The organism is Bradyrhizobium sp. S3.7.6 (assembly GCF_054061875.1).
Genome location: NZ_JBSSEQ010000003.1, coordinates 119621 through 144386, shown reverse-complemented (window position 1 = coordinate 144386; position 24766 = coordinate 119621). Strand labels below are relative to the sequence as shown.

The 24766-nt window shown below is 60.0% G+C and carries 16 protein-coding genes and 10 pseudogenes; 12 read left to right on the top strand and 14 right to left on the bottom strand.

Going from position 1 to position 24766, the window contains the following annotated elements:
- Positions 1-812 precede the first annotated feature (812 nt).
- The 3 genes and pseudogenes from ACVJ5M_RS44275 to ACVJ5M_RS44265 all read right to left on the bottom strand — a co-directional run bounded on the left by ACVJ5M_RS44275 (position 813) and on the right by ACVJ5M_RS44265 (position 2781).
- A complete protein-coding gene (locus ACVJ5M_RS44275) occupies positions 813-2093 on the bottom strand; it encodes an NAD(P)/FAD-dependent oxidoreductase (RefSeq protein WP_354100721.1) in 1281 nt (426 codons plus the stop codon).
- Positions 2094-2280: 187 nt separating this feature from the next.
- Positions 2281-2542 (bottom strand): annotated as a pseudogene (locus tag ACVJ5M_RS44270) (helix-turn-helix domain-containing protein); the annotation flags it as partial.
- A gap of 11 nt (positions 2543-2553) precedes the next feature.
- Positions 2554-2781, bottom strand: a complete 228-nt coding sequence (locus ACVJ5M_RS44265; protein WP_354081252.1) for a hypothetical protein — start codon at positions 2779-2781, stop codon at positions 2554-2556.
- 1021 nt (positions 2782-3802) lie between these two features.
- On the opposite strand from ACVJ5M_RS44265, the gene ACVJ5M_RS44260 reads away from it, so the two are divergent.
- From ACVJ5M_RS44260 to ACVJ5M_RS44245, 4 genes and pseudogenes are all read left to right on the top strand, one after another.
- Positions 3803-4786 (top strand): TlpA disulfide reductase family protein, encoded by a 984-nt coding sequence (locus ACVJ5M_RS44260; RefSeq protein WP_354081253.1) that lies wholly within the window; start codon positions 3803-3805, stop codon positions 4784-4786.
- A 583-nt stretch (positions 4787-5369) separates the two neighbouring features.
- Positions 5370-5833 (top strand): annotated as a pseudogene (locus ACVJ5M_RS44255) (IS5/IS1182 family transposase); the annotation flags it as partial.
- Positions 5834-5872: 39 nt separating this feature from the next.
- Positions 5873-7278: pseudogene (locus ACVJ5M_RS44250) on the top strand (IS30 family transposase).
- A gap of 7 nt (positions 7279-7285) precedes the next feature.
- Positions 7286-7612 (top strand): annotated as a pseudogene (locus tag ACVJ5M_RS44245) (IS5/IS1182 family transposase); the annotation flags it as partial.
- A 195-nt stretch (positions 7613-7807) separates the two neighbouring features.
- Here ACVJ5M_RS44245 and ACVJ5M_RS44240 read toward each other — a convergent pair.
- Positions 7808-8020: a helix-turn-helix domain-containing protein gene (locus ACVJ5M_RS44240; protein WP_354081226.1), complete on the bottom strand. Its 213-nt coding sequence runs from the start codon at positions 8018-8020 to the stop codon at positions 7808-7810.
- Positions 8021-8281: 261 nt separating this feature from the next.
- Entirely contained in the window at positions 8282-8440 is a 159-nt protein-coding gene (locus ACVJ5M_RS44235; RefSeq protein ID WP_456679747.1) for a helix-turn-helix domain-containing protein, read from the bottom strand.
- A 668-nt stretch (positions 8441-9108) separates the two neighbouring features.
- Here ACVJ5M_RS44235 and ACVJ5M_RS44230 point away from each other — a divergent pair.
- Positions 9109-9375, top strand: a complete 267-nt coding sequence (locus ACVJ5M_RS44230; RefSeq protein ID WP_354096694.1) for a hypothetical protein — start codon at positions 9109-9111, stop codon at positions 9373-9375.
- 682 nt (positions 9376-10057) lie between these two features.
- Here ACVJ5M_RS44230 and ACVJ5M_RS44225 read toward each other — a convergent pair.
- Positions 10058-10243, bottom strand: a complete 186-nt coding sequence (locus ACVJ5M_RS44225; RefSeq protein WP_354081222.1) for a hypothetical protein — start codon at positions 10241-10243, stop codon at positions 10058-10060.
- Positions 10244-11023: 780 nt separating this feature from the next.
- Positions 11024-12366: pseudogene (locus tag ACVJ5M_RS44220) on the bottom strand (LLM class flavin-dependent oxidoreductase).
- Positions 12367-12926: 560 nt separating this feature from the next.
- Here ACVJ5M_RS44220 and ACVJ5M_RS44215 point away from each other — a divergent pair.
- The 5 genes and pseudogenes from ACVJ5M_RS44215 (at position 12927) to ACVJ5M_RS44195 (ending at position 16661) form a co-directional block, all read left to right on the top strand.
- Positions 12927-13856, top strand: a complete 930-nt coding sequence (locus ACVJ5M_RS44215) for a TauD/TfdA dioxygenase family protein (RefSeq protein ID WP_354081220.1) — start codon at positions 12927-12929, stop codon at positions 13854-13856.
- Between the two features lie 26 nt (positions 13857-13882).
- Positions 13883-14641: pseudogene (locus ACVJ5M_RS44210) on the top strand (ABC transporter substrate-binding protein); the annotation flags it as partial.
- A 306-nt stretch (positions 14642-14947) separates the two neighbouring features.
- A pseudogene (locus ACVJ5M_RS44205) lies at positions 14948-15798 on the top strand (ABC transporter ATP-binding protein).
- Entirely contained in the window at positions 15791-15964 is a 174-nt protein-coding gene (locus tag ACVJ5M_RS44200) for a hypothetical protein (RefSeq protein WP_354096691.1), read from the top strand. The pseudogene ACVJ5M_RS44205 and the gene ACVJ5M_RS44200 overlap by 8 nt, the downstream one beginning before the upstream one ends.
- Before the next feature lie 277 nt (positions 15965-16241).
- Positions 16242-16661 carry an ABC transporter permease gene (locus ACVJ5M_RS44195; protein WP_456679746.1) on the top strand — a complete coding sequence of 140 codons (420 nt, stop codon included), beginning with the start codon at positions 16242-16244 and terminating at the stop codon, positions 16659-16661.
- Here ACVJ5M_RS44195 and ACVJ5M_RS44190 read toward each other — a convergent pair.
- Positions 16630-16833 (bottom strand): annotated as a pseudogene (locus ACVJ5M_RS44190) (hypothetical protein); the annotation flags it as partial. The gene ACVJ5M_RS44195 and the pseudogene ACVJ5M_RS44190 overlap by 32 nt on opposite strands.
- 344 nt (positions 16834-17177) lie before the next feature.
- On the opposite strand from ACVJ5M_RS44190, the gene ACVJ5M_RS44185 reads away from it, so the two are divergent.
- Positions 17178-17465, top strand: coding sequence for a helix-turn-helix domain-containing protein (locus ACVJ5M_RS44185; RefSeq protein WP_354081216.1), 288 nt, complete (start codon positions 17178-17180; stop codon positions 17463-17465).
- Positions 17462-18745: a type II toxin-antitoxin system HipA family toxin gene (locus ACVJ5M_RS44180; protein WP_354081214.1), complete on the top strand. Its 1284-nt coding sequence runs from the start codon at positions 17462-17464 to the stop codon at positions 18743-18745. Before ACVJ5M_RS44185 ends, ACVJ5M_RS44180 begins: the two co-directional genes overlap by 4 nt.
- 1506 nt (positions 18746-20251) lie before the next feature.
- On the opposite strand, the gene ACVJ5M_RS44175 is transcribed toward ACVJ5M_RS44180, so the two are convergent.
- The 6 genes and pseudogenes from ACVJ5M_RS44175 to ACVJ5M_RS44150 form a co-directional block, all read right to left on the bottom strand.
- Positions 20252-20584, bottom strand: a complete 333-nt coding sequence (locus tag ACVJ5M_RS44175) for a hypothetical protein (protein WP_354081212.1) — start codon at positions 20582-20584, stop codon at positions 20252-20254.
- 389 nt (positions 20585-20973) lie between these two features.
- Positions 20974-21195, bottom strand: coding sequence for a hypothetical protein (locus ACVJ5M_RS44170; protein ID WP_354081210.1), 222 nt, complete (start codon positions 21193-21195; stop codon positions 20974-20976).
- Between the two features lie 2 nt (positions 21196-21197).
- Positions 21198-21395 (bottom strand): hypothetical protein, encoded by a 198-nt coding sequence (locus tag ACVJ5M_RS44165; RefSeq protein ID WP_354081208.1) that lies wholly within the window; start codon positions 21393-21395, stop codon positions 21198-21200.
- Positions 21396-21440: 45 nt separating this feature from the next.
- Positions 21441-21719 (bottom strand): annotated as a pseudogene (locus tag ACVJ5M_RS44160) (IS3 family transposase); the annotation flags it as partial.
- Between the two features lie 37 nt (positions 21720-21756).
- The gene (locus ACVJ5M_RS44155; protein ID WP_354266075.1) at positions 21757-23130 is read right to left on the bottom strand and encodes an IS30 family transposase; all 1374 of its coding nucleotides are present in this window, start codon (positions 23128-23130) and stop codon (positions 21757-21759) included.
- 46 nt (positions 23131-23176) lie between these two features.
- Positions 23177-24057: pseudogene (locus ACVJ5M_RS44150) on the bottom strand (IS3 family transposase); the annotation flags it as partial.
- Positions 24058-24766 lie beyond the last annotated feature (709 nt).

Here is a 24766-nt window from a genome sequence, read left to right as displayed (position 1 = left end):
TGTTCGGCCGGGCTGCGCGCGGCGTTCTCATTATATTTGGGCCACGCGCCGAGGGTCTTGCGCTGGGTACCCCTTGTATCTGCACGGCTATCATTTGTGCGATTGAAGCGGCTTAGCGGCCTTTGGCCGATGGCCACCGGCCAAAGCGCGTGGCGATATCGCCCGAGCCGCCCCGATGGGCCTTCGGCCACCCTTGACAGCCGCGGCGCGTAGCGGCCAGCGAAACACAGATCGGGACGAGGAGATGTCGCAAGGCCGCCACCATCGCCGCAGGCGAGGTCTTCAACGGCTTGGACCGAAAAGACGCGAAGCCCGAGGCGAGGCGCCAAGAAGCAGCGCACCACGCTTGCGACCCTCACTGTTGAAGGTGGTCGTCTACCAGACGTCCTTGACCGAACGTCAAGTCATCAATTGGAAGCCAGCAATGTCGGCGCTGCGGCTCGGGCTTAAGGATCAAGACGATAGCGGCGTAGGGGACCTGACGCGACGGCAGATTATGGCTGCGGTCGACACATCGCCAAGACCGGCAAGCGTGGGACGGCCTCTCTTCTTGTGCCGCCTCCAGCGCGCCGAATGAGCTGTCCTCCGAGGTGATTGCCATCGTCGATTCACATATCGGAAGCCGCTTTCTTCATGCCATCCCAAGCCCATTTTCGTGCCGACGTCAACTCCGCGGCAGAGAAGGACTGCCACGTAATCACTCGTTCGTTCGCTCGGTCAAACATACATGTGGTCGATGGCATCGGTACTCAGATCGCGGCATCGTTCCATACTGCTGCGAAGAAAGAGTGCCAACCGAGTTGCCCAGGCGATCAGAACCAGGAATCCATCAGGTGAAAAAGCTGGGAGGCCGTATAAAAGGCTTCCTGCGCTACACGAAACCGCCGGCGTTCAACGGCACTGACCGGCAACGGCAAATTGTTCTCCGCGATCTGCCCCAATACGTACGAAGCCAAAACACTGCCAAACACTGTGCCTGGTGCGATCCCGCGGCCGTTATAGCCAGTGAAACCGATGACGTTGCGGTCCAGCTTGTGAAGCCGGGGCAAGTTGTCCGACGTCATTCCAATCATGCCGAACCAGCCGGCTTCAAACTGGACGCCCCGAAGACCTGGAAAAAGCTTACGCAACGATCGTTGGGCCCAGGCCCGGTGAATAGATTGCCCCATTCCCTCAAGCGCGCCAACACTGCCAAACACGAGTCGCCCGGAGCGATCGAGGCGAAATGAAGAGAGAACCTCTCGAGTGTCCCACACACCCTGCCGCTCAGGCAGGATCGACTTTCTCAGATCGGCGGGCAGAGAAGGCGTGGCAAAGTTGAAATAGGGCAGTTGAATCTGTTCCTGCCGTACCTCCGACCAAAGTCCTTTGCTATAAGCATCCGTCGCGACGACCACCCAGTCGGCCTCTACAGATCCGCTTTCGGTGCCGACTCTCCAGCGCAAACCGTTGTGTTGCGCCACGATGGCCTCGCTTTGCGTAAATATCCTGGCTCCCATCGCAAGCGCGGCCCGCGCTAACCCTCGCGCATAGGCCAATGGCTGTATGGTGCCGGCGCGGCTATCGAGCAGCGCGCCGGTGTAGTCACCACCGCCTACTTTCCTGTGTGTTGCCTCCGCATTTAGCACCAAGACGGGCGCTCCACGCTTCTGCCACTGTTCGGCACGGGCCTCAATCTCCTCCAAGCCCTTACGTCCGACCGCACAATGCAAAGTGCCGGCACGTTCCAATTCACATTCGATGTCGTGCTTTTCGATGAGTTCGAACACCGTCTGCGGTCCGCGCCCGAGTTGTTCAAGCAACCGTTCTCCAAACGGCGCGCGGAGTGCGTCCGGAAGCGCGTCAGGCATGAGCCACATGCCCGCATTCACGAGCCCGACGTTCCGCCCGGAGCCGCCGAATCCTATTTCAGACGCCTCCAAAAGCGCGACACGCGCTCCACCTTCAGCAAGATGAAGGGCCGCCGACAGCCCGGTATATCCACCATCAATCACGAGGATATCCGCCGCAGTTTCGGCGGTAAGGGGAGCAGTTTCTGGCGCTGGTGGCGCAGTCAGAGCCCATAGTCCGTGTGATCGTCTATTGTTTCGCATCCGCCAATCTTGATCGACCCGAGGTCCAGCAGCTATGGTGAATACCTGTAAGCTCTGGCGGACCTCTCTAGTATGCAAAACTGACGCCGGCCAGGTGCTAGTTTCTCACTACATCATGCTCGGGGCGCAATGAATAGCCGCCATCGGGCCAGGTCGAGGGGGAGAAACATCGGCCGGGTGAAAGCGATCAGGCATCGAGATTGTGCAGGGGGTTTGCGGTTGCGCAGCACGATCTGGCGAGGGCCGGAGAAGCCGAGTCTGCTCTTTGCGTGAAGCTGCGAGAGCGCGCGCGACACGGTCTCGAGCGTGAGGCCCAGATAGTCGCCGATATCGAGCCGACACATCGGCAGCGCCATCATGCCGGGGACGGCGAGGCCGCGATCCATTTCGAGCAGGAAGGCTGCAACACGCTCCATCGCCGTCTTGCGACCCAGCAGCAACATGTGGTCTATCCGCCTGGCTATAACGTTCCTGAAGCTTCAATCGCCATAAAGATCGAGCTGGAATAGACGATGAAAGCGCGCCTCAGGTCGTCGCTGATGCCCTCATTCGCAAGAAGATCGCGGGTATCAAAAAATCGCGAGGAAGTTGCGGTCAAAGGCGACGACGGTTTTCCCGCGTAGAGGTCGGAAAACGAGGCGACTTGTGTCTCCGTAAAATCAGCGCCTTCCTCGACGTTCGGACGCACGGATCTTGGTAACGATGCTTTCCGCGCGGTTCACGACCTCATTCACCTTAACGTCGGGAATTCCCTTGCCAATGGCGACAGCCATTCTTTTCATGCCCGCATCGATCGCGGCCAGCGATTCCACCGGCCGACGAGCTCAGGTCGATATCGACAAAACGCGGCAGATCGCGAACGAATAGACTGATCGCAGTCCCGCCTTTGGGAGCAAAATCCTTTAACGCCGCACCGATTGGTAAGGTCTCGATCAGCAGCGCAACCAGAGCTGGTCCCGGTTGACTGAACAGATTCTCCGGGTTGATAAGTGGAGCGTTTGCCGGGTTAGGCCGCCAACGCGGAATGACGGCTGGTTGAAGATATCAACCGATCGAGTGGCGCGCCCCGCTGGCATGCTCGCCAGCAACGCCATCGCCATCAGCATGGACGTGCCGAATTTATGGTGAAGAATCTGGCCGGTTGCCTTTAGGGGCCCTACAAGGGTTAGCAGGCGGCTAGCTCTTCAAGCTTACGTATCCTAGCGGCATCGTCAAATGCGGGGACATGCTAGACGAACGAGATCGCAGATTACCGACCTTACCGACGTGAAATCGGCGGCGATCCAAGTACTGCGGCCCCGCCGTTCGACTTGTTCCTCGCCAGCTTGCGAATGGCTCGGGAAGAGGGCGCATCTCACCAACGGACTGGCCGATCCTAAAAGGGAGGCGAGTTCGTCGTCGCCCTGACCCTTGGAATTTGTCGGTCAGCGGGCACCACATCCGGCTTCTCGCGTACCTCCTACTGGCACAGCGCGGCTCGCGATGCGCATTCGCAAGACGATCTTCTCGCGGCGCGAAGGTCGCGATGCGTGCCCGAAATCCGACGCCGACGCAGCTTGTCGGGTTACATACATGGGACCTTACTGGGCGTGTGTATGTTTTTCAAAGCGTTGTCATGTGCTTAGTGCGCGCGGACTGCCTGGCACGGTGATTGCTATTATTCGGGTGCAGCGACAAGCTCGCGCAACAGGTCGCTTTGGAGTTGAATCATGGCGCTAAACGTCGAGTCCCCCGCTCCTTCGCTCAAAGTCGAGAACTGGCTGCGTGGCGAGCCCCTCACGAACTTCGAGCCAGGGAAAGTGTACATCGTCGAATTTTGGGCAAGTTGGTGCGACCCATGTGTGAAGGCGATGCCCCATCTGATAGAGCTGCAAGCAAAATACAAAGACGAGGGGCTTGAGGTCGTCGGAGTCGCAGCTTATGAAAAAGCACCAACGGCGGATGAGGCGCGCACCAAGTTGGACGCATGGTTGACTGAAAATTTCTCAAATCTGAACTATCGAATCGGGTTCGATAGTTCGGGCGAAATGAACAAGCTTTGGATGGATGCCAGCTCTTCTCCCGCGGTTCCGAGATCGTTCATCGTCGACCGCGACGGCCACATTGCCTTTATCGGTGATCCGACCGACATCGCCCACGTCTTGCCGAAAATTATCAACGGCACTTGGCGCGGCAGCGATGAAGCTAGAGCCGCTGATGCGAAACGGATTGCGGAAGACAAACGCACAGAGCGCTTTTACTCAATCGAAGACACAATTCGATCGGCGGAGGAAGCAAAGGATTGGCCGGCAGCGCTCTCAGCGGCCGAAGAGGGCATTGCCATGATGCCGGACGATCGACACTTCCGCGAAATTCAGGCGGGTCTGTTGCTTCAAATGCGCGACACGGCGACCGGGTTCCAGGTCTTGCGCCAACTGGTTCAAGATGCGATTGAGAAACGGTCAGACGCTGTGTTTGGACTGATTGCCGTGATGGAGCAACTCTTTGATCCGGAGAACGATAAGGCCCACCTTCCGCGTGCCGAGCGCTTTGCGATCGGCAAGGATGTGTCGGAACATATCCTCAATTCAGTGCAAGACAGCGGCGGCCCCACCTTTGCTTCTTTTGCTTCTGATAGAGTGGTCGCTCAGTATTACTACGAGAGTGGTGACAAGCAACGCGCGATCGAGCTGCTCGAGCGGGCAATGGCATGACTAGACGATCCGGAAATCGTGCCGGAAGCTACAAAACAGTATTATATGCCGCGGCTGCTCCAAACCCTGGCCAACTACAGGGGCGAGAAGGCTTGTTGCAGCGGATCTTGTTCGGTTCCGCAAGAAAACTCTCCTGGAGCTCCCAAAGTGCAGCCGCAGGAGGAGACATGAAGGACGATGTTAATCGCAGATGGTGATCGGGGCTACGCTCCTTCGAAGCGCTCGCGACCAGAAGAACCATTTCAGGGCGATTGCAACACGCAAGTCACAAGGAAAGCCTAGCCCACAACGAGCGATGCGACGCCCTACGGCGGCCCGTCTTTGCTGGTTGTCTAGTTCGTCGTTCGTGAAGAACCGTCCAAGCAGTTGATCAAGAATCGATTTTTCGGGCGAGATTAACTTTGAGATTGCAAGCTTTCGGGCTTTGATTGCACAAAAGCTTGCAATTTCATCTTTGAGGATTCCGTCGAATGGCAAGGCGAGATTCCCTGATCGCATCGGAGGGAGCGATGCAACCAGGGGAACGAAACGACGGTGCAAGCCAAGAATGTGATGCCGATGCCAGGCCGCTGAGCCGCACCCGCGATTGATCCGGCCGGCGAAGCGACATGGTGTCAAGCTGCGCCAGTCCTATGCCACGGTGGGCAAGATCGCGCTGATCAAGCACCAGCGCTACGCCCACGCCAAACAGTTCAACCGCGACAACAGGCCCTTGAAGAAGCTCAGGACCTATCTCGGCCGCATCATCAGCGACATAGGCCGCAAACGGCGCCAACGCCGACTTGCTCGGTGGGATCGTGTTGGAGCGCATGCTGGCACGAGCGCGACAAGTGCTTGAGCAGAATCGGCACCAGCGTGGCCCGAACCTCTACTCGCTGCACGCGACGGAGGTGCAGTGCATCGGCAAGGGCAACGCGCACCGGCCTTACGAGTTCGGTGTCAAGGTCTCGGTCGCCACCACGCTGGCGCCGGCCCGCGGCGGGCAGTTCGTGACCCATGTGAAGGCGCTGCCCGGCAACCCCTATGATGCCGACACACTTGGCGGATTCAAACGGTCGTCGCAACACTCGGAGCTTGGAGGTTGCGATGAACGTTGTAATGCGCAGATCGGCGCGGTCAGGACGAGCACCATTGCCGTCGCCAGGACGGCCCTCTGCTGCAGGGCGCAATGAACAGAATAAATTTTGGCGGGCTATTGCCGCTGGGTTAAGCAGCGAAGATGCTGCACTCGAAGCCGGATTGTCACAACCTGTCGGAAGCAGATTATTCCGAAAGGCGGGCGGCATGCCACCAGCGATGTTCAGATCTTCGGCAAATGCGCTCTCCGGGCGGTACCTCTCGTTGGTTGAGCGCGAGGAGATCGCACTGCTCAAGGTGCAGGGCCATTCCATACAGGAGATTGGACGTCGCCTGGGGCGGGCTGCTTCGACAGTCTCCCGTGAACTGCGGCGCAACGCGGCCACCCGCGGCGGCGGGTTGGAGTATCGGGCAACAACTGCCCAATGGCATGCGGATCGATCCGCCCGCCGGCCCAAGCCGACCAAGCTTGCGCTCAATGCAACCTTGCGCACTTATGTGCAGGAGAGACTTGCTGGCGACGTCGTAGCCCCGAGCGGCGCTCCCGTTCTTGGTCCCGTCGTTCCGTGGAAGGGGCGCCGGCATGGCCCGCGCAAGGATCGGCGATGGGCCAAAGCCTGGAGCCCCGAGCAGATTGCCCGACGCTTGCCGATCGACTTCCCGGACGACAAGACGATGCGCATCAGCCACGAAGCTATCTATCAAGCTCTCTTCGTCCAGGGCCGTGGCGCGCTACGCCGCGAGCTGACGGCCTGCTTGCGAACAGGGCGTGTATTACGGATGCCCAGAGCGCGCGTACGCAGGCGAGGCAAGGGTTTTGTCTCCCCGGAGATCATGATCAGTGAGCGCCCTGCTGAAGCTGCCGATCGAGCAGTGCCGGGACATTGGGAGGGAGACCTCATCCTCGGTCTTGGCAGCTCGGCAATCGGCACGCTGGTCGAGCGCACGACGCGCTTCACGATGCTATTGCACCTTCCCCGGTTGGCGGGGCATGGCGAAGCTCCGCGCGTGAAGAACGGACCTGCGCTCGCGGGACACGGGGCCGAAGCCGTGCGCGATGCGATCACGCGCACCGTCATCACCTTACCCGAAGAACTGCGTCGATCGCTGACTTGGGATCAGGGAGCCGAAATGGCTCAGCACGATCGTCTCAAGATCGATGCGGGTATCCAGGTCTACTTCTGCGACCCGCAAAGCCCTTGGCAGCGCGGCACTAACGAGAACACCAACGGATTGCTGCGGCAGTACTTTCCGAAAGGCACAGACCTGAGCATCCACAGCGCCGACGAAATATCCGCTGTGGCAGCGGCCCTCAATGCCCGACCGAGAAAGACACTAGGCTGGAAAACGCCAGCGGAGGCGCTTGACGAACTGCTGTCATGAGTGAAACAACTGGTGTTGCGACGACCGTTTGAATCCGCCCTTGCAACCGTCATCCCAGAGATGGAAGCGCTGATCGGCAACACTATCGAGCGTGCTCTCCTCGACAAGGGCTATTGCGACCACAGCGCCCCGCCCGATTACAAGTTCAGGGTCTTCATCTCAGGACAGAAGCGGCGGGTGACGCGACAGACCAAGCGCGACCTGCGACGGCGCTCCGCCATCGAGCCGGTCATCAGCCACCGCAAATCCGAGCATAGCATCGGCCACAACTGCCTCTGGCATCGCCAAGGTGACACCATCAACGCCGTTCTCGCCGCCGTCGGCGATAACTCCCGCCGCCTAATCTGCTGGCTCAGGCTCTTGTTGTGGCAAATCATCGGCACCCTCGCGAAATCCACGGTCAATCAGCCTGCCAATCAGGATTCTTCACGGCCGACTAACTATACCGCTGCGCTCACAACGGGCCGCTACTTTCGGCAGATGCGGATCCCATCTCATGGAGTAGTCATAGCACCGGATGTTATACGTGCCGTCGGCACAAGTTGACAGCAGCAGCACTCCCTAGTCCAAAAGCTTGAGGCGGCGCGCCTTGATAGCAGCCTGGATTCGGCTGGACACTTCCAGCTTTCGCATGACGTTCTTGATGTGAAAATCGACGGTGTTCGGGCTGATTCTTAATATCACCCCTATTCCCCAGGATGATTTGCCCTGCTCTACCCACCGCATGCACTTCTTTTGCTGTGCGGACAACTTAACGACTTGCCCATCGATCATGTGTTGCTCCTGGAGCCGAGACGACTAGAACGCGATCAGCAAATGCCGTACCACGCGACGGAGATCGCAAACTCTCCTGCCAACACAAGTCTTGGAGCACCAATCAGCTGCCGATCCAAACCATCGGCTGTCGAAGCGATTGCGACATACGTCGTAAACGCGACAGCATGGTTGCAACAAACGGCACACTTGACGTCCGCGACCTAATTTAGGCCTGCGATAGGTCTCCTCATGGCTGGTAGGCGTCAGCATTTCGGGTGGTCACTTCAGCTTTCGCATAGCGTTCTTGATATGAAAATCGACGGCGTTCCGGCTGATTCTCAATATCACCGCTATTTCCCAGGATGATTTGCCCTCCGCTACCCACCGCAAGCACTGCTCTTCTCGTGCGGACAGCACAACGACTTGCCCATCGACCATGTGTTTCTCCTGGAGCCGCGACGACTGGAAGGCGATCAGCAAATGCCATACCACGCGACGGAGATCGCAAACTCTCCTGCCAACACAAACCTTGGAGCACCAATCAGCTGCCGATCCAACTCCAGAACCATCGGCTGTCGAAGCGATTGCGACATACGTCGTAACCGCGACAGCAGTGGTTGCAACAACGGCACACTTGACGTCCGCGACCTAAGTTAGGCCTGCGATAGGTCTCCTCATGGCTGCCAAGCGCCAGCATTATGTCCCGCGCTTGCTCCAGCGCGGCTTTCTGCATTATCCCACGGAGGAGGCGGAGCGGACCTAGCTATATCGGCCGCGGCTCCAAGGCAGAGGTTGTTGGCATTGCCGCAAATGGCGTGGAGGACTGCTTCTGTTCGCGTAAATCGCTCGACGGCTCATTGATACTGGATGAGTTGATAACGGACATCGAACAAAATCAAAGTCGTCAACGCTTTGTGGACCACGGTGCTTGGGCGACACTATTGACTCGAATGTCGCCGCGCGATGCTTGATCCATCTCGTGATCCGCACTGATCGCTTGCATCGCGTGATGTCGGAGGGCGTCAGAAAGAGGTGCAATCCGTCTTATTTGTACGCCACACCTATCCAGCGGCCATAGCATACCGAAGATCGTTCGGGGCGGAGGCATGAGCGGCGAGGGCGAAAAGACTCCGATCGAGGCATTAGGGCCGCCAAATAATCGGATAATTCCGCGTACCACGAAGCGCCGTCGCAAGAACCGTGGCATGCCGCCGCCCGCGACGTCGGATATCAATACGCTGCCGGGCAGCTCTAATTTGACGGCATTAGAGGCCGCGGCGGTTATCCGGCGCATGCCCGGCGCGCTGGAGCAGCGGCGGCGGGATCCGAACCACGCGCTGACATGGCGTTACGTCGACGGCCGCCCACTCTAATCTTGTCGATGCGGTGCGCGACTATCCGTCACCTCCTGAACCCTGATCGGCTCGGTACGTGGCTGCTCGGAAACTCTATAATCTGATTCAGCCACCATCCCTCAAGTGGCTCGAAGAGGCCCTGGCGCGGTGATCAGGCGCCGGTTGATGAGTTCCGCAATTTCATCGAAACGCGGTGTATCCCGGAAGATGGTGATGCGAGCATAGAAGTCGCCAACCTCCTCGGCGCTTAACCGCACGTACAAAGGCCGCAGCGGGAAGTTAGATCGCTGCGGCCCGCGCATGGTCAAAAAATCCGGGTTACATATCGAAGTGAAATATGGGGCCAGCCCCGGTTCGGAGAATCTACCGCTAACCTTTTCTCGGCTGATAGCTAACTTTCGCAGCAACCGAAATGCGACTGTCGTGCATTATGTTCCATTGGAAAGGTGCCGCCGGCTTGCCGGAAGGCGCTCGATTGTAACCCCTGATCCCTGGTGGTCTCGTCCCCGCACGAGATGATGATCGATATCTGCGTTTCGGAGGCGAAGCCCGATGCGCCTTGCATTGCCTTATCTTGCTATTTGCTTTTGCGCCCTTCTCGCGGCGTGGTTGTCCTTCACGCTCATCTATCGACGGAGCAGATCCTCGGCGGGCGTCGGGCAGCCGAACGTATGTGCCGCTCTCATTCAGCTCGCCTTCCTTAGCCGCACCTCATGCCGGCGCCGAACTCTGCGCCGTTTCCCTTAAGTGTGTAGAGGAAGGGATAATTGATCTTCTCGATGTGGACACGGCCGTCCTGTACCGGCCCCATGACGGACGCCATCTGAACGAAATGGCGAGCGGCGACTTCCGGATCGGCGAACGCGCGTTCGGTGACAAGTTTCATTGTGATGTTTGATGACAGATCCTGCGGCGCACATGCCGAGCAGAAAAGGCGCAATCCGACGCGCCACCACGGCTGATCTTTGGGAAGGCGTGTCGAGTCGCACGTCGATCCCACAATCGCAGCGGCTGAGCCCGCGCTCGTACACCACCGAGGCCAGAGCGGCGAACCAGCTGAGCATGAGGGCGACGCAGATCAGGGCAGGGCAGCGACAGGATTGTCCCTGGCGGCCCCGGGCTGCTTGGGGCTGTGAGGGAAGCCAGCCGGCGTGCGCCGTCGGGGGAACTAGCCAAACGTCGATCGAGCGAGGGCCGAGCTGTTCGTGTTGGGTGAGATTTGCACTCGATGACCCTACAGGAATGCTCGTCGCGACCTCTGTTGTGGGTGGGGCGCACGCGCCGGCTGTGGCGACGGGCCCATCAGACCAGCCCACCCTGCGGCGGCGGGGATTTCATCTGGGCCACCAAGCAGGCACGCTTCCAAAAAGGACCGCGATTGGTACAGGCGGAGGACGTCCGGAGCATTCGCGCTGCGCACTGCTCGTCTCAGCGACAACGTCGAGAATGCGCGGTCGATGTAGTTTATGGGCGATCTCGTTGCGAAGCTCGCTCATCGCGAAAACCAGCTTTCAAATGCGCAGCGCATTTCGAAGGCACTGCAGCTTGGTTTCCAAGGGCATAGATAAATCTGTTGCTCATCACGTCCTAGCCGTCCAGCGGCCTAATGGAAAGCAACCTGTTGGGCTTCTGCTGCGACGTCGTCAAATCAGTGTTGCCAGGCGAACTATGCGATCGCTTGAATGGCGCTGGAGAAGATGCTGGCCGGCCGGCTCAGGCCGTAATGATCGCGCAGCGTTGTGCCCGTGTAGTCGTGTGACGGAACAGGCCGCGCTTACGCAGAAGGGGCACGACCTGCTCGGCGAAGATGTCGAACCCGCCGGGCAGCCAGGGCGGCATGACGTTGAAACCATCGGCTGCGCCGTTCTCGAACCAGGTCTGCATGTTGTCGGCGATCTTCCCCGGCGGTCCGGCAATCACCCAATGGCCGCGGGCGCCAGCCAGGCGCTGCACGAGCTGGCGAATCGTCGGCTTCTCGCGATCAACGATGCCGATGACCAGCTTGAAACGGCTGGCGACGCCGCGGGCGCCCTCGGAATCGATCAGATGACGAGGAAAGGGGCCATCGAGGTCAAACCCGGAAAGGTCGAGACCGATCATCTGGCGCAGCTGTGTCAGCGAATACTCGGGCTGGATCAGGTCGTTGAACTCGTCCTGCAGCCGATCGGCCTCGATTTGCGTGCTGGCGATGAAAGGACTGATGCCGGGCAGAATCTTGATCTGATCGGGACTGCGGTCGAAGGCGCGCGCCTGACGCTTGATGTCCGCATAGAATTCCTGGGCGCGCGCCAGTGTCTGATGCGCGGTGAAGATCGCCTCGGCGAAACGCGCGCAAAGGCACGTCCATCGTCCGAAGAGCCGGCCTGGACATAGACCGGTCGTCCCTGCGGCGTCCTTGAGATGTTGAGGGGTCCACGCACGCGGAAATGCTTTCCGATGTGATTGATCGCGTGAATCTTGCCGGTGTCTGCGAAAACACCCGATCTGGGGTCGTTGACGAGCGCGTCGCCCTCCCAACTGTCCCAAAGCCGCGTGATGACGTCGAGATACTCGCGCCCGCTCATAGCGTTCGTGATGCGGGGGATGCTCGGGCAGGCCAAAGTTCTGCGCGGCCTGAGGCGTGCTCGTTGTCACGATGTTCCAGCCGGCCCGGCCGCTACTGATGTGATCCAGCGAGGCGAACAGCCGCGCCAAATTGTACGGCTCAGTATAGGTCGTCGATGCAGTCGCGATCAGGCCGATCCGCTGGGTGGCGGAGGCGATCGCGGTGAGCAGGGTGATCGGCTCGAGCCGGAACCGCTGCGCATAGCGGACATTGTCCGCCAGCGCCGGGCCGTCGGCGAAGAAGACCGCGTCGAACTTGTGCGCTTCATCGCGCTGCGCCAGCTCCTGATAATAGGTGACGTCGAGAATGCGATTGGCTGCCGAACTCCCGTGGCGCCAGGCAGCCTCGTGATGACCGTCTGGATAGATAAAGAAGTTGAGGGAAAGCTGCCGCCGTTCGACCATTTGTGAGATCCGTGTGCATTGGGAGCTGTAACAAGCGAGACTCTACGTCTGGGGTCCCGGTGATGTCGATGAATGAATTTGCGTTGTTGAGTTGGATGCAAGCATGAAGCTTGCGCGCAGAGCGCCCATCAAAAACCAGGGCAGTCGTCACGACGAGAAACGGCGGCGCTGTAACAATTTTATTGCGTCTTTGGATAAGAAGTGCGTTGCGTCGCGTCAAATTATGTTCCTGTTGCAACCGGGCGGGCAGTCATCATTGCGATTCTTTCAGTGTCAGCATCGCTGGCAAAACGTTCGTTGCCTGTCGCCGAAACAGAACTGGTTTCGTTTCATTGACTGACGATCGATCGCTCGTAGCATTGAAGGCCTCAACGCGAGGTCGTTTCATCATGCTCCAATCCGATCCCAGTGACCGATGTCAGCTCGGGCCGTCTGCCGGAGCACGTTGCGGCCGAGTAGGGCCCCTAGCCTGAAGTGATTTCATCTATCTCCGCCGTTGTTTCCGCGACCGGCGCATGGCGGGGTTTTGTCCAGGGGATCTCAGTGACGAGAGCACGACCATGAGCAACACGACGACCATCGATAACGTCATTCCGCGCGCCGACATCATCAAGCGTGCGGCGAGACTTGGCGCCGAGATCAGGAACATCAAACTGTCGGGCGACCTTTCGGACGAGACCATTAGTGCGATCAATCAGGTGCTGCTCGAACACAAGGTCATCTTCTTCCGAGACCAGGGGCATCTCGACGATGCCGAACAGGAGCGCTTTGCCATCAGGCTCGGCAGGCTGGTGCCCCGTCCGACGGTCGGCGCGATCAAGGGCACGTCGTCGATCCTGGAGCTGAACTGGGGCCGGGGAGGTGGCCGCGCAGACCAATGGCATACGGATGTCACGTTCGTCGACGCCTATCCGAAAATCTCGGTGTTGCGCGGCGTGGTGATTCCACCCTACGGCGGCGATACCGTCTGGTCGAACACGGCGGCCGCCTATCTCGACCTGCCGGCGCCTCTGCGCAAGCTCGCCGACGAACTGTGGGCCGTTCACAGCAACGCCTATGACTATGCCGTGAAGACACGGGCGACCGAGGCGGACAAAAAACACTTCGACGAGGTGTTTACCGGAACGATCTACGAAACCGAGCATCCGGTAGTGCGCGTCCATCCCGAGACCGGTGAGCGCACCCTCGTGCTCGGAAATTTCGTGCAGCGCTTCGTCGGCCTGCCGAAATACGACGGCCAGAAGCTGTTCGACCTGTTCCAGTCGCATATCACCGCGCCGGAAAACACCGTGCGCTGGAGCTGGAAGGCCGGCGACGTTGCGATCTGGGACAATCGCGCCACGCAACATTACGCGGTCAACGACTATAGCGATCAGCACCGCATTGTGCGCCGCGTCACCATCGATGGCGATGTACCGCTCAGCGTCGACGGTCGCCGCAGCGTGACGCGCGTCAAGACATCCAAGCCCCAGACCGCCAAAGCCGCTTGATCTGGCTTCGCTCAGGAGAGTTCGCAATGATGAACGCTATACTTGGATTGCTTCCCGCAACGCGCGCCCGGTTGGGACTTGCCACCCGCAAGGGGTTGCGGGCTTGCTGGCCGGCGCCCGTGGCGCTCGGCCTCACGGCCCCGGCATTCGCCGAGCCGCCGCTCGAGAAGACCGAGATCCGCTACCAGGGATCGGCCAGGCAGGTGACGTTTATCGAGCTGGCCGAGGACCTCGGCTATCTCGCGCCGCTCAAGCTCAAATGGGTTGGCAACACCATCAGCGGGCCGCAGGACATCCAGACCGTCGTCACCGGCGATATCGACATCGGCGGCGCGTTCTACGGGGCAATCCTCAAGTTGATCGCGGCGAAGGCGCCGGTCAAGGCGGTCGTCGGCTACTACGGCTCCGATGCCAACACCTATTACGGCTACTTCGTGAAGGAGGACAGCCCGATCAAGACCGCGCATGACCTGATTGGCAAGAAGGTCGCGGTCAATACGCTCGGCGCCCATCTGGAATTCGTGCTCCGCGAATATCTGGCTAGGTCCGGCCTCAGCGCAGGTGAAGCCAGGAAGGTCACGCTGGTGGCGGTCCCGCCGGTCAGCGGCGAGCAAGCGTTGCGCCAGGGCCAGGTCGAGGTCAGCGCGCTGGGCGGTGTCCTGCGCGACAAGGCGCTGGAACGGGGCGGCATCCGCTCGCTCTTTGTCGACACCGGTCTGTTCGGCCAATTCACCGGCGGCGCCTATGTGCTGCGCGAAAAGTTCATCAAGGACAATCCCAATGCCTCGCGCAAGCTGGTGGAGGGGATTTCGCGGGCCATCGAATGGGCCCAGATCACTCCGCCGGAAGAGGTGCAAGCCCGGTTCGATAAGATCGTCGCCGAGCGCGAGCGCAATGAGGATGCCTCCGATCAAATACTGGAAGAGCACCGGCGTTGCGTCCAAGGGCGGCGTGATCTCGGACAACGAAATCCAGGTATGGATCGACTGGCTGGTGAAGGACGGCCTGTTCAAGCCGGGTCAGGACAAGGCTTCCGACACCTACACCAATGCGTTCAACTATTTCCGTCCCGGAAAGACGGCGGAGGCCCGATGACCTCTGTCAAGATCCGTTTCGAGCATGTCCGCAAGGAGTTCGTCGTGCGCGGCGAGGGCTGCGGACCAGGCCGCCACTTCATCGCTCTGGAGGACATCACCCTCGATGTTCGCTCCGGCGAATTCTTCGCCCTGGTCGGCCCGAGCGGCTGCGGGAAATCCACTTTGCTTGATCTACTGGGCGGGCTCACGCGGCCGGATCCAGCTCGATGGCCGGCCGATTGCCGGACCCGGTCGCGACCGCGGCATCGTGTTCCAGCAGTATGCGCTGTTTCCCTGGCGCACCGCCGCCCAGAATGTCGAGTTCGGGCTTGATATCGCCGTGCTCAAGGCCAAGCAGCGGCTCGACATTGCGCGGCATTTCCTCGACCTGGTCGGGCTGTCCGGCTTTGCCGACCACTACCCGCATGTGCTCTCCGGCGGCATGAAGCAGCGCGTCGCGATCGCACGAAGCCTCGCTTACGATCCGGAAGTGCTGCTGATGGACGCGCCGTTCGCCGCGCTGGACGCCCAGACGCGCGAGACGCTGCAGGGCGAGCTGCTGCGGATCTGGCGCGCCACCGGCAAGACGATCGTCTTCATCACCCACGGCATCGACGAGGCCATCGTGCTCGGCCAGCGGGTGGCGGTGATGGCGTCGCGTCCGGGCCGGATCAAGCAGGTCATCGACATTCCGGACGGGCTCCGCAGCGAGGCTGACGACGTGCGCTCGCTGCCTGAGTTCGGCCGCGCGCCGCGAGGTCTGGAGTTTGTCACGCGACGAAGTGCTGAAAGCACAGCAAGGACAGTTGGCCGCCGGCGCTGGTGCGCGCACCGATCGCAAAGTGGAGGAGGTCACCCATGTCTAGCCTCGAGATGCTGACATTACTGGAGGTTGCGCACGGGCGCCGAGAGCCGCTCACCAGCGTGGAAAGCCCGGCATCGCCGGTTGTGGACCGGATCCGCGCCGGGGCCCGCGGGCTGGCTGCCTTCGGGCACCGCTCATTGCTGCTGATTGCCCTCTTGGCAGCGTAGGAGGCGGCTCCGAGGCTCGGGCTGGTCGATCCCGTGTTCCTGCCACCCTTCTCGGAGGTCATTGCTGCGGGCTTGCAGCTTGCGCAATCCGGCGAGCTCTATGATAACGTGTCCGCCAGCCTGTTGCGCGCCTTGAGCGGATTTCTGATTCGGTCGCCTTCATCGTCCCGCTCGGCGTGGCCGTCGGCTGGTATGCGCGTCTCGGCAATCTCGTGAACCAGTTCATCGAGATCTGCCGCAACACGGCGCGCTTGCGCTGCTGCCGGTCTTCATCCTGTTGCTCGGAATCGGCGAGCTGTCGAAGATCACGATGGTAATCTATAGCTGCGCCTGGCCACTCCTGCGCAATACCATTGCCGCGGTGAAGCAGGGTAGATCCGTTGCTGATCAAGTCGGCGCGGACCATGGGTGCAACCCCGCAGCAGCTGTTCCGCAAGGTGATCGTTCCAGCGGCGCTTCCGACCATCTTCGTCGGTATTCGCCTGGCCAGTGCGCCATCCTGGTGCTGGTTGCGTCCGAAATGGTCGGCGCCAAGGCCGGCCTCGGCTATCTCATCATCAAAAGCCAGTACAGTTTCCTGATCGCGCAAATGTATTTCGGCATCCTCGGGATCACGGTCATCGGGCTGGCATTCAATGCCGTCCTCAAGGCATTGGAGCGGCGCTTCATGCGGTGGAAGGCGCCGGTGACGGCGTGAGATCTGGAAGCAGGCGCCGCCCGGAACTTTCCGCGGAGGCCTGCGTCACCATGCTGTTCGGCGGCACGGCACGGGTCAGCCAGACATTGCCGCCGATGGTCGATCCTCGGCCGATCGTGATTCATCCGATGGTGATACGGTCCGTTTCGCCGATGTAGATCACGACGCCGTCGATCGGCGACAATGTCTGCATCTATCAGGCGGTCACGCTCAAGGCGCGACTTTCCGACGGATGACAGGGCCAGGTCATCAGGGGGCGACACCCGCCATCCGATCCTGGACGTGATATTCAGCCCGGCGCTCGCACCGGCTTCGGCTCCAGCTTCTCATCGATTACTGCACCGGGGTCGGATCGGCCACGCAATGCCGATCGGCTTGGCTCAATGGACACGTGAATTACGGGCCTATGTCAGCGATCGATGACTTTCTATAATGTCGTCGATCGCTGACATTTACAAATTGTTAACGAACGCCGACTTATGCTAAAGTAAGCGAACGCTGACATTTGGAACTCCCATGCTCGTACGCACACCGGCTGAACTCGGTGCCGTCCTTCGCGACCGGCGCAAGAAACTCAAACTCGATCAATCGACGTTTGCCAAGAGCATTGGCGTCAGCCGCCAATGGGTGATCGAGGTTGAGCACGGTCACCCGCGCGCTGAGCTCGGGCTGATCCTTCGCGCCCTTGACGCCCTGGACATTCGCCTGGATGCGGGCAACGAACAAGCGCCCGCCCGCGGGACCACCAGGCCAGCCGTCGATATCAACGCCATCGTGGCCAAGGCCAGGAAGAAAAAGGCATGACGAGCGAACTTGTTGCTCTGCTGGATGGTCGGGAAATCGGCCACGTGCGCAATGACGCCCGCGGCCGGCTCACCCTTGTCTATGACCAGGACTGGCGCCAGGCCGAGGGAGCCTATCCGCTGTCGCTGTCCATGCCGCTCGCGGCCGAAGAGCACGGTCCTTCCGCCGTGCAGGCCTTCCTCTGGGGACTCCTGCCCGACAACGAGCACGTGCTTGAACGGTGGGCCCGAAGATTTCAGGTGTCCGCGCGCAACGTGTTTGCCCTTATTTCCCACGTCGGCGAGGACTGCGCGGGTGCCGTTCAGTTCGTCACGCCCGATCGGCTGGAGGCCTTGCGAAGCGGGGCCGAAGACAAGGTCGAATGGCTTGACGAGATGGCGATCGCCAAACGCCTGCAAACCTTACGCGAGGATCACGCCGCCTGGCGATTGCCGCGCGATACCGGACAATTCAGCCTTGCGGGCGCCCAACCCAAAACCGCCTTGCTTCGGCAAAAAGGCAAATGGGGAATTCCCTCTGGGCGCATCCCGACGACGCACATCCTCAAACCGCCGACCGGCCATTTCGACGGACACGCGGAAAATGAACATATCTGCCTCATACTTGCGCACAATCTCGGTCTGCCCGTCGCCGACACCCAGGTGATGCATTTCGGAAAAGAAATCGCCATTGTCATCGAGCGCTACGACCGGCAGTTCAGTGGGAACGAGATCGTCCGTGTCCACCAGGAAGATATCTGCCAGGCCCTCGGTATCCTGCCGACCAGGAAGTATCAAAACGACGGCGGACCAAGCCCTGCCGATGTGATCGAGCTTTTGCGCACCTACTCCACGGATCGCGTCGCCGACGTTGACACGTTTGTCGACGCGCTGGGCTTCAATTGGCTGATTGCGGGTACGGATGCTCATGCCAAGAATTATTCGCTGCTGCTGGCCGGGGGCCCTCACGTACGGCTCGCCCCGCTCTACGACATTGCGAGCATTCTTCCCTACGATGACCTCGATCTGCAGAAGATCAAGCTCGCGATGAAAATCGGCGGCGATTACAAGCTCAGCCAGATTAGTTTGCGCGATTGGCAGAAGTTTGCGCGCGAAACGCGCCTCGATGCTGACAAGGTGATCGCCGGACTGATTTCCATGGTCGAGCAGCTTCCGGATATTGTAGCCGCCGTACGGAAGCAAGCGCAGAAAGACGGATTGGACAATGCCATCATCGGGCGTCTCGCCGAGCACCTGATCGCAAGAGCCGGGCAATGCCGTCGGCTGCTCGGTGGGGCATAGTTTCCGGTGACGGCCGCCAGCAATATGATCGACATGTCGTTGTCGATGCCAATGATGATCATCATCGGCAGCACCAGCATCAGCACCACTGCGATCGACATGCCGACGTCGATGTCGACTCGACGACGTCAGTGGGTGCTCGCGATCCGTGGCAGCCGCGTAGTCGCTGCGGGTAGCATCACCATACGGCAATGTCTTTTCAAGCCCCGGCAGACAGCGATTACTCCTCCGCGGGCTTTGCCAATTCGGCAGGGCGCTTCTAGGTCCTGTGTTTGGCCCGGGGCCCAATCAATGACGTTTTAGCCGTCTCGTACCCTTCGGGGGGCGCCGGATCAGCCAGGGCTGAAGATCAAATAGAGCAGGATCGCGGCCACGACGATTGTTCAGCCGATTGACGTGGTGAGAGCCCATACTTGCATCGGCATCGGATGGCCTCTCCCGATGAAGCCAACAAAGAGGCCGCTGGCGCTGGACAGCGACCTGTTGGACCCGCCTCAAAATGTCTTCGAGATAAAAGCCCTTACCCCGGGTCCGCCACAATCAAACGCCGGACTCACCACCCGGTAAAGTCCAAATCGATTCGAAGGCCACTGGAACAATTGTGACGTTGCGAGAGAGCGTCACAGCTAACAAGCTAAGCCCGGCACTAATGGAGTACTCGGGCGGAAGCCAACCAATCTGGCAGAGAAGTGCCTGGCGCATAAGCCGGGGATGAATTGTGAGCTATTTCACAATGCTGATATTTGAAGTGGGATAAATAAGCGTTCGCCAAGGGCCAAATATCGATTTGCCGGGCAGCAGATGGAACGCAAGCTATCATCATTGGAGCGGCAGGCTGCCGACGCTCTCCGTCGTGCAAGAAGGCTACCTATTGGCGCGGACCGCAACGACTTACGGCAACTTGCCCGAGGGCTTCTGTGGCTGCACCGCAATGGCATGGATGCGTTGATGAACGAACGTAGTAGCAATTGGTTAGAAAAGCCGGGTGCTAACTGCCGCACCCTTGCCACAAGCGCCCGCCTGGGATGCTGACGGGGGGATGCATCCCCCGAAAAGCAGTTGCGCGGGATATCGACGCAGCGCAGGACGTAGAACTGATCTTCGGTAGTTACTTCCTGTTTGAGTCTCTTGTGATCCTCACTGGCCTCGTGACTGCGGGTCGGATCTAGTAGGACCGACGGATTTGGTCAAGAGCGAGGGCGATGCATGGGAGGAATCGAACCGACTTCCGTTCGATCTTGACGTGGGTCGCGTTCTCTCCCGTGTGCGATCAACCAGCCCGCAGCAGAGCGCGAGCAAATCGAGCCGTGCAGAGACTTTCGCCCCCGCTGAGCAGCACCGCCGGCATCGCCAGATGTATCTCGTCGAGAGACCGCTAAGGAACTGGCGCACCACCGAGGCGCCGCCGCCGAGCCCGATATCCCGGTTCTTCGCGCCGCGCGCGGCTGCTTCAGTGCGACTTCGATCCCGTCAGTCACGAGATGGAAGACGGTGCCAACCGGTTGATCATCGAATTTGAAAACTAACTTTGCTTAGCCAACTTGCTTTGCAGCCAAAGCGCGTGAGGAAACACCATAGTGTCTTGGACGATACGCTGGCGATGGCGTAGGTCGGGTCAAAACCGTTCTCAAGGTCCGCCACCCAGTCGATCCAAACCGCACCATCTTGGTCTGGCGTGAATGTCCACACCTCCTCGTTGTCGTGACCTGGCATGAACTGTTGGGCGTGTTCAACCAGCTCTTCCGGCTTTACTGGATCGAGCGCCGCCACAATTAACCGGCGGTCTGCATACTGGCCGAATAGATCGGACGCGATCACGCGCCAGAACAGTTTGAGCAAAGTTGTGAGCTCTTAGCCAGTGTTTCTGACAGCCTCTGCCAGCATGGAGTAGAGCTGCTGCTTGCTGAATTCCTTCGGCTGCTGCCTCTCAGCCGTGCTCCGCAACGCCCTCCGTGTGACTGGACGGGCGCAGGCTGCCGACAACGTCGGCCTCAGCTTCGGGGGCGGCCTTATCTTGGGCGTTGCCGTCGGCGGCTTGTGCCCGCGCTTCAGGCCAGACGGGTCAGCATACCGCAGACCGCGTTACGACTGCACCCGAGGCGGCGCGCTATTTGCGCCGCGCTCTGTCCTGCGGACTAGAGCCTATTGAGGAGCGCTATGTCTTTCGCATGCCAGCCCATGGGAGAGATTATAGCGTCGACCGCCGAACACGCTAGTGGCGGACCGTCCTACTCTTGAGGATTGCCGATGTCGAACGCGCCTAGAAGGTAATCTTCACCCAACGATTGGTCAGTCGTCCGCCGGGCGATCAAGGTGAATGTCGCGTCGGGGTAGCGCGTCCACACCTCAATGTCCTCTGAAGAGACGGTTAGATATCCGAAGAAGCATTTGTATCTACCCGGCTCCGTTACCCGGCCGATTTTGTCCCAATTGATCTTGTTAACACGCATCGCTAGCTCCACTCGTTCTCAGGCAGCGAACCGGGCGGAGGCTTAAGTGCTTCGAGGCCGGCTTCGATCACCGCCAATTCCTCTTGGATTGCTTTGGCCGCGTTTTCTGGGTTGATGCCCGACACGGCTTCCAGCTGGGCGAGCAGCTTGCGCCGATGCGCCAGCAAGTCGACAAGAGCGCGTCGGTCCCGCACCTTCACGTAGCCAGCGACGATTGAGCTGCTGCCGGTTTGATGGACACCCGGTTAAGCTAATCCCACCTTGCGCTCGAACTCAACCGGGCTGAGATAGCCGATGGTCGAGTGCCTGCGGGTCGTGTTGTAAAATCGTTCGATGTAGTCGAACACATCGGCGCGTGCCTCATCTCTGGTTCGATAAATCTTGTTGGCCGTACGCTCGGTCTTGAGCGAGGAGAAGAAGCTCTCCATCGCCGCGTTGTCCCAGACGTTGCCGGAGCGGCTCATGCTGCAAACGATGCCGTGGTCGGCCATCAGGCGCTGGAACTGCTCGCTGGTGTACTGGGCGGATTCAATCGGTCGTCGCAACACCAATTAATTTCACTCATGACAGCAGTTCGTCAAGCGCCTCCGCTGGCGTTTTCCAGCCTAGTGTCTTTCTCGGTCGGGCATTGAGGGCCGCTGCCACAGCGGATATTTCGTCGGCGCTGTGGATGCTCAGGTCTGTGCCTTTCGGAAAGTACTGCCGCAGCAATCCGTTGGTGTTCTCGTTAGTGCCGCGCTGCCAAGGGCTTTGCGGGTCGCAGAAGTAGACCTGGATACCCGCATCGATCTTGAGACGATCGTGCTGAGCCATTTCGGCTCCCTGATCCCAAGTCAGCGATCGACGCAGTTCTTCGGGTAAGGTGATGACGGTGCGCGTGATCGCATCGCGCACGGCTTCGGCCCCGTGTCCCGCGAGCGCAGGTCCGTTCTTCACGCGCGGAGCTTCGCCATGCCCCGCCAACCGGGGAAGGTGCAATAGCATCGTGAAGCGCGTCGTGCGCTCGACCAGCGTGCCGATTGCCGAGCTGCCAAGACCGAGGATGAGGTCTCCCTCCCAATGTCCCGGCACTGCTCGATCGGCAGCTTCAGCAGGGCGCTCACTGATCATGATCTCCGGGGAGACAAAACCCTTGCCTCGCCTGCGTACGCGCGCTCTGGGCATCCGTAATACACGCCCTGTTCGCAAGCAGGCCGTCAGCTCGCGGCGTAGCGCGCCACGGCCCTGGACGAAGAGAGCTTGATAGATAGCTTCGTGGCTGATGCGCATCGTCTTGTCGTCCGGGAAGTCGATCGGCAAGCGTCGGGCAATCTGCTCGGGGCTCCAGGCTTTGGCCCATCGCCGATCCTTGCGCGGGCCATGCCGGCGCCCCTTCCACGGAACGACGGGACCAAGAACGGGAGCGCCGCTCGGGGCTACGACGTCGCCAGCAAGTCTCTCCTGCACATAAGTGCGCAAGGTTGCATTGAGCGCAAGCTTGGTCGGCTTGGGCCGGCGGGCGGATCGATCCGCATGCCATTGGGCAGTTGTTGCCCGATACTCCAACCCGCCGCCGCGGGTGGCCGCGTTGCGCCGCAGTTCACGGGAGACTGTCGAAGCAGCCCGCCCCAGGCGACGTCCAATCTCCTGTATGGAATGGCCCTGCACCTTGAGCAGTGCGATCTCCTCGCGCTCAACCAACGAGAGGTACCGCCCGGAGAGCGCATTTGCCGAAGATCTGAACATCGCTGGTGGCATGCCGCCCGCCTTTCGGAATAATCTGCCTCCGACAGGTTGTGACAATCCGGCTTCCAGCGCAGCATCTTCGCTACTTAGCCCCGCGGCAATCGCCCGCCAAAATTTATTCTGTTCATTGCGTCCTGCAACAGACGGCCGTCCTGGCGATGGCAATGGGGCTCGTCCTGATTGCGCCGATCGGCGCCTTACAATGTTCATCGCAACCTCAAACCTCCGAGTGTTGCGACGACCGATTGAATCCGCCCTGGCTGCCCTGGTCGGAGTGATGCAACAGCGCATCCGGCTTGCCGCGCCGCCAGACGGCCATCAACAATGCGTCCGTCACGAGCTGTGCCGTCATGGCGGCACTCATCGACCAGCCCACCACGCGGCGTGAGAACAGGTCGATCACCGCTGCGACATAGAGCCAGCCTTCGGCCGTCCAGAGATAGGTGAAGTCGGCGATCCACTTCTGGTTCGGCCGCTCGGCGGCGAACTGCCGGTCAAGGAGGTTCGCCGGTACGGTCTCGAGCTGTCGATCGCCGCTGTCCTTCGGCAAGCGCCGACGTCGCGGCCGCGCCCGCAAGCCTTGCAGGCGCATCAGCCGCTCAATCCGGTGCAGGCCGCAATCCGCCCCATCGGCGAGCAGGTCACGCCACACCCGGCGTGCGCCATAGGTGCGGTCGCTGGCGGCGAAGCTGGCCTTGACCTTGCCGCCGAGCTCCTCGTCGCTGCGGGATCTGGCGCTGGGAGAGCGGTTCAGCCAGGCATGGAAGCCCGACCGCGACACTCCCAGCGCATCGCATAGCCATGCCACCGGCCAGATCGTCCGGTGCTTCGCGACGAAGGCGAACTTCATGTCGCTTCCTTCGCGAAGTAGGCTGCGGCCTTTTTTAGGATATCCCGCTCGGCCTTCAGCTTGGCGACCTCACGGCGCAGCCGCTCGATCTCCTGCTGCTCCGGCTTCATCTGCCCGTGGCCGGGAAAGGCTTGCGCCGAGTCGGAGCCCAACTCCTTCACCCATTTGCGCAGTACGTTCTCATGAACATCCAGGTCACGGCCGGCTTGCGCCACCGACACCCCACGTTCCCGCACCAGCTTGACCGCCTCGACCTTGAACTCGCGGCTGAACTTCCGTCTTTTCATCGCCACCTCCGGCTTCATGAAACACCTAATCTTGGTGTCCATCAAACCGGCAGCAGCTCAGATCAACTCCATGGCCTTTGACACGTTCGTCATTCCCACCGGTTTGCGGGTTATCGCGGTCGGCTAAGTTCTGCCAGACCGGCTTCGGTCCTACGATATTCGACACCTTCGTCCGTTGAGCGTTGCTCCAGCAATTCGCTTCGCAAAGAGCGATTATTGTTCCGGGGGTGGTCGGGAAGCTTCGAAGAAGACACCCAATCGCGGTCACGAAGAGGATCGAGCAATTGCCGGTGATACTGATTAAAAGTCGGCCTGCGCTTTTCCTGCCGACGGATGTCTTGCAGCATCGTTTCAAGCGAGCGTTCGGGTTCCATGGCGGTTTGTTGCCATGGCACCGTTTACGATCAGTTACGGATCGGGAACAGCCGGCATGTTTTTCTAAATGATTCATGGATATCGTTTTGCAGCATGGATCATTGACGACGCATCTGTTTGGCTTGGCTTGCCCTTAAGCGAAGCTAAGTGAGCATTAAGCAATCGAGCTCCCGCCCTTAAGCGTGGAGTCCCAGAGCCGCAGTGAGCGGTCCCGTCCACCGCGATTTCGCCCGACTGGCGAATTTGATGTATAAATGAAAGTCCTCGGCAAAAACTGTTTCGGATATTCCATAATGAAGGTTATGCGAATCAATGAAGCCAATGTGTCAATAGT

Bases quoted from the DNA above. Each gene is read 5' to 3' on its own strand.
- ACVJ5M_RS44215 (WP_354081220.1), top strand. From the start codon at position 12,927: ATGAGCAACACGACGACCATCGATAACGTCATTCCGCGCGCCGACATC.
- ACVJ5M_RS44180 (WP_354081214.1), top strand. From the start codon at position 17,462: ATGACGAGCGAACTTGTTGCTCTGCTGGATGGTCGGGAAATCGGCCAC.
- ACVJ5M_RS44155 (WP_354266075.1), bottom strand. From the start codon at position 23,130: ATGAACATTGTAAGGCGCCGATCGGCGCAATCAGGACGAGCCCCATTG.
- ACVJ5M_RS44185 (WP_354081216.1), top strand. From the start codon at position 17,178: ATGCTCGTACGCACACCGGCTGAACTCGGTGCCGTCCTTCGCGACCGG.
- ACVJ5M_RS44230 (WP_354096694.1), top strand. From the start codon at position 9,109: ATGAGCGGCGAGGGCGAAAAGACTCCGATCGAGGCATTAGGGCCGCCA.
- ACVJ5M_RS44260 (WP_354081253.1), top strand. From the start codon at position 3,803: ATGGCGCTAAACGTCGAGTCCCCCGCTCCTTCGCTCAAAGTCGAGAAC.
- ACVJ5M_RS44275 (WP_354100721.1), bottom strand. From the start codon at position 2,093: ATGCGAAACAATAGACGATCACACGGACTATGGGCTCTGACTGCGCCA.
- ACVJ5M_RS44200 (WP_354096691.1), top strand. From the start codon at position 15,791: ATGTCTAGCCTCGAGATGCTGACATTACTGGAGGTTGCGCACGGGCGC.
- ACVJ5M_RS44240 (WP_354081226.1), bottom strand. From the start codon at position 8,020: ATGATCGATGGGCAAGTCGTTAAGTTGTCCGCACAGCAAAAGAAGTGC.
- ACVJ5M_RS44170 (WP_354081210.1), bottom strand. From the start codon at position 21,195: ATGCGTGTTAACAAGATCAATTGGGACAAAATCGGCCGGGTAACGGAG.
- ACVJ5M_RS44225 (WP_354081222.1), bottom strand. From the start codon at position 10,243: ATGAAACTTGTCACCGAACGCGCGTTCGCCGATCCGGAAGTCGCCGCT.
- ACVJ5M_RS44235 (WP_456679747.1), bottom strand. From the start codon at position 8,440: ATGGTCGATGGGCAAGTCGTTGTGCTGTCCGCACGAGAAGAGCAGTGC.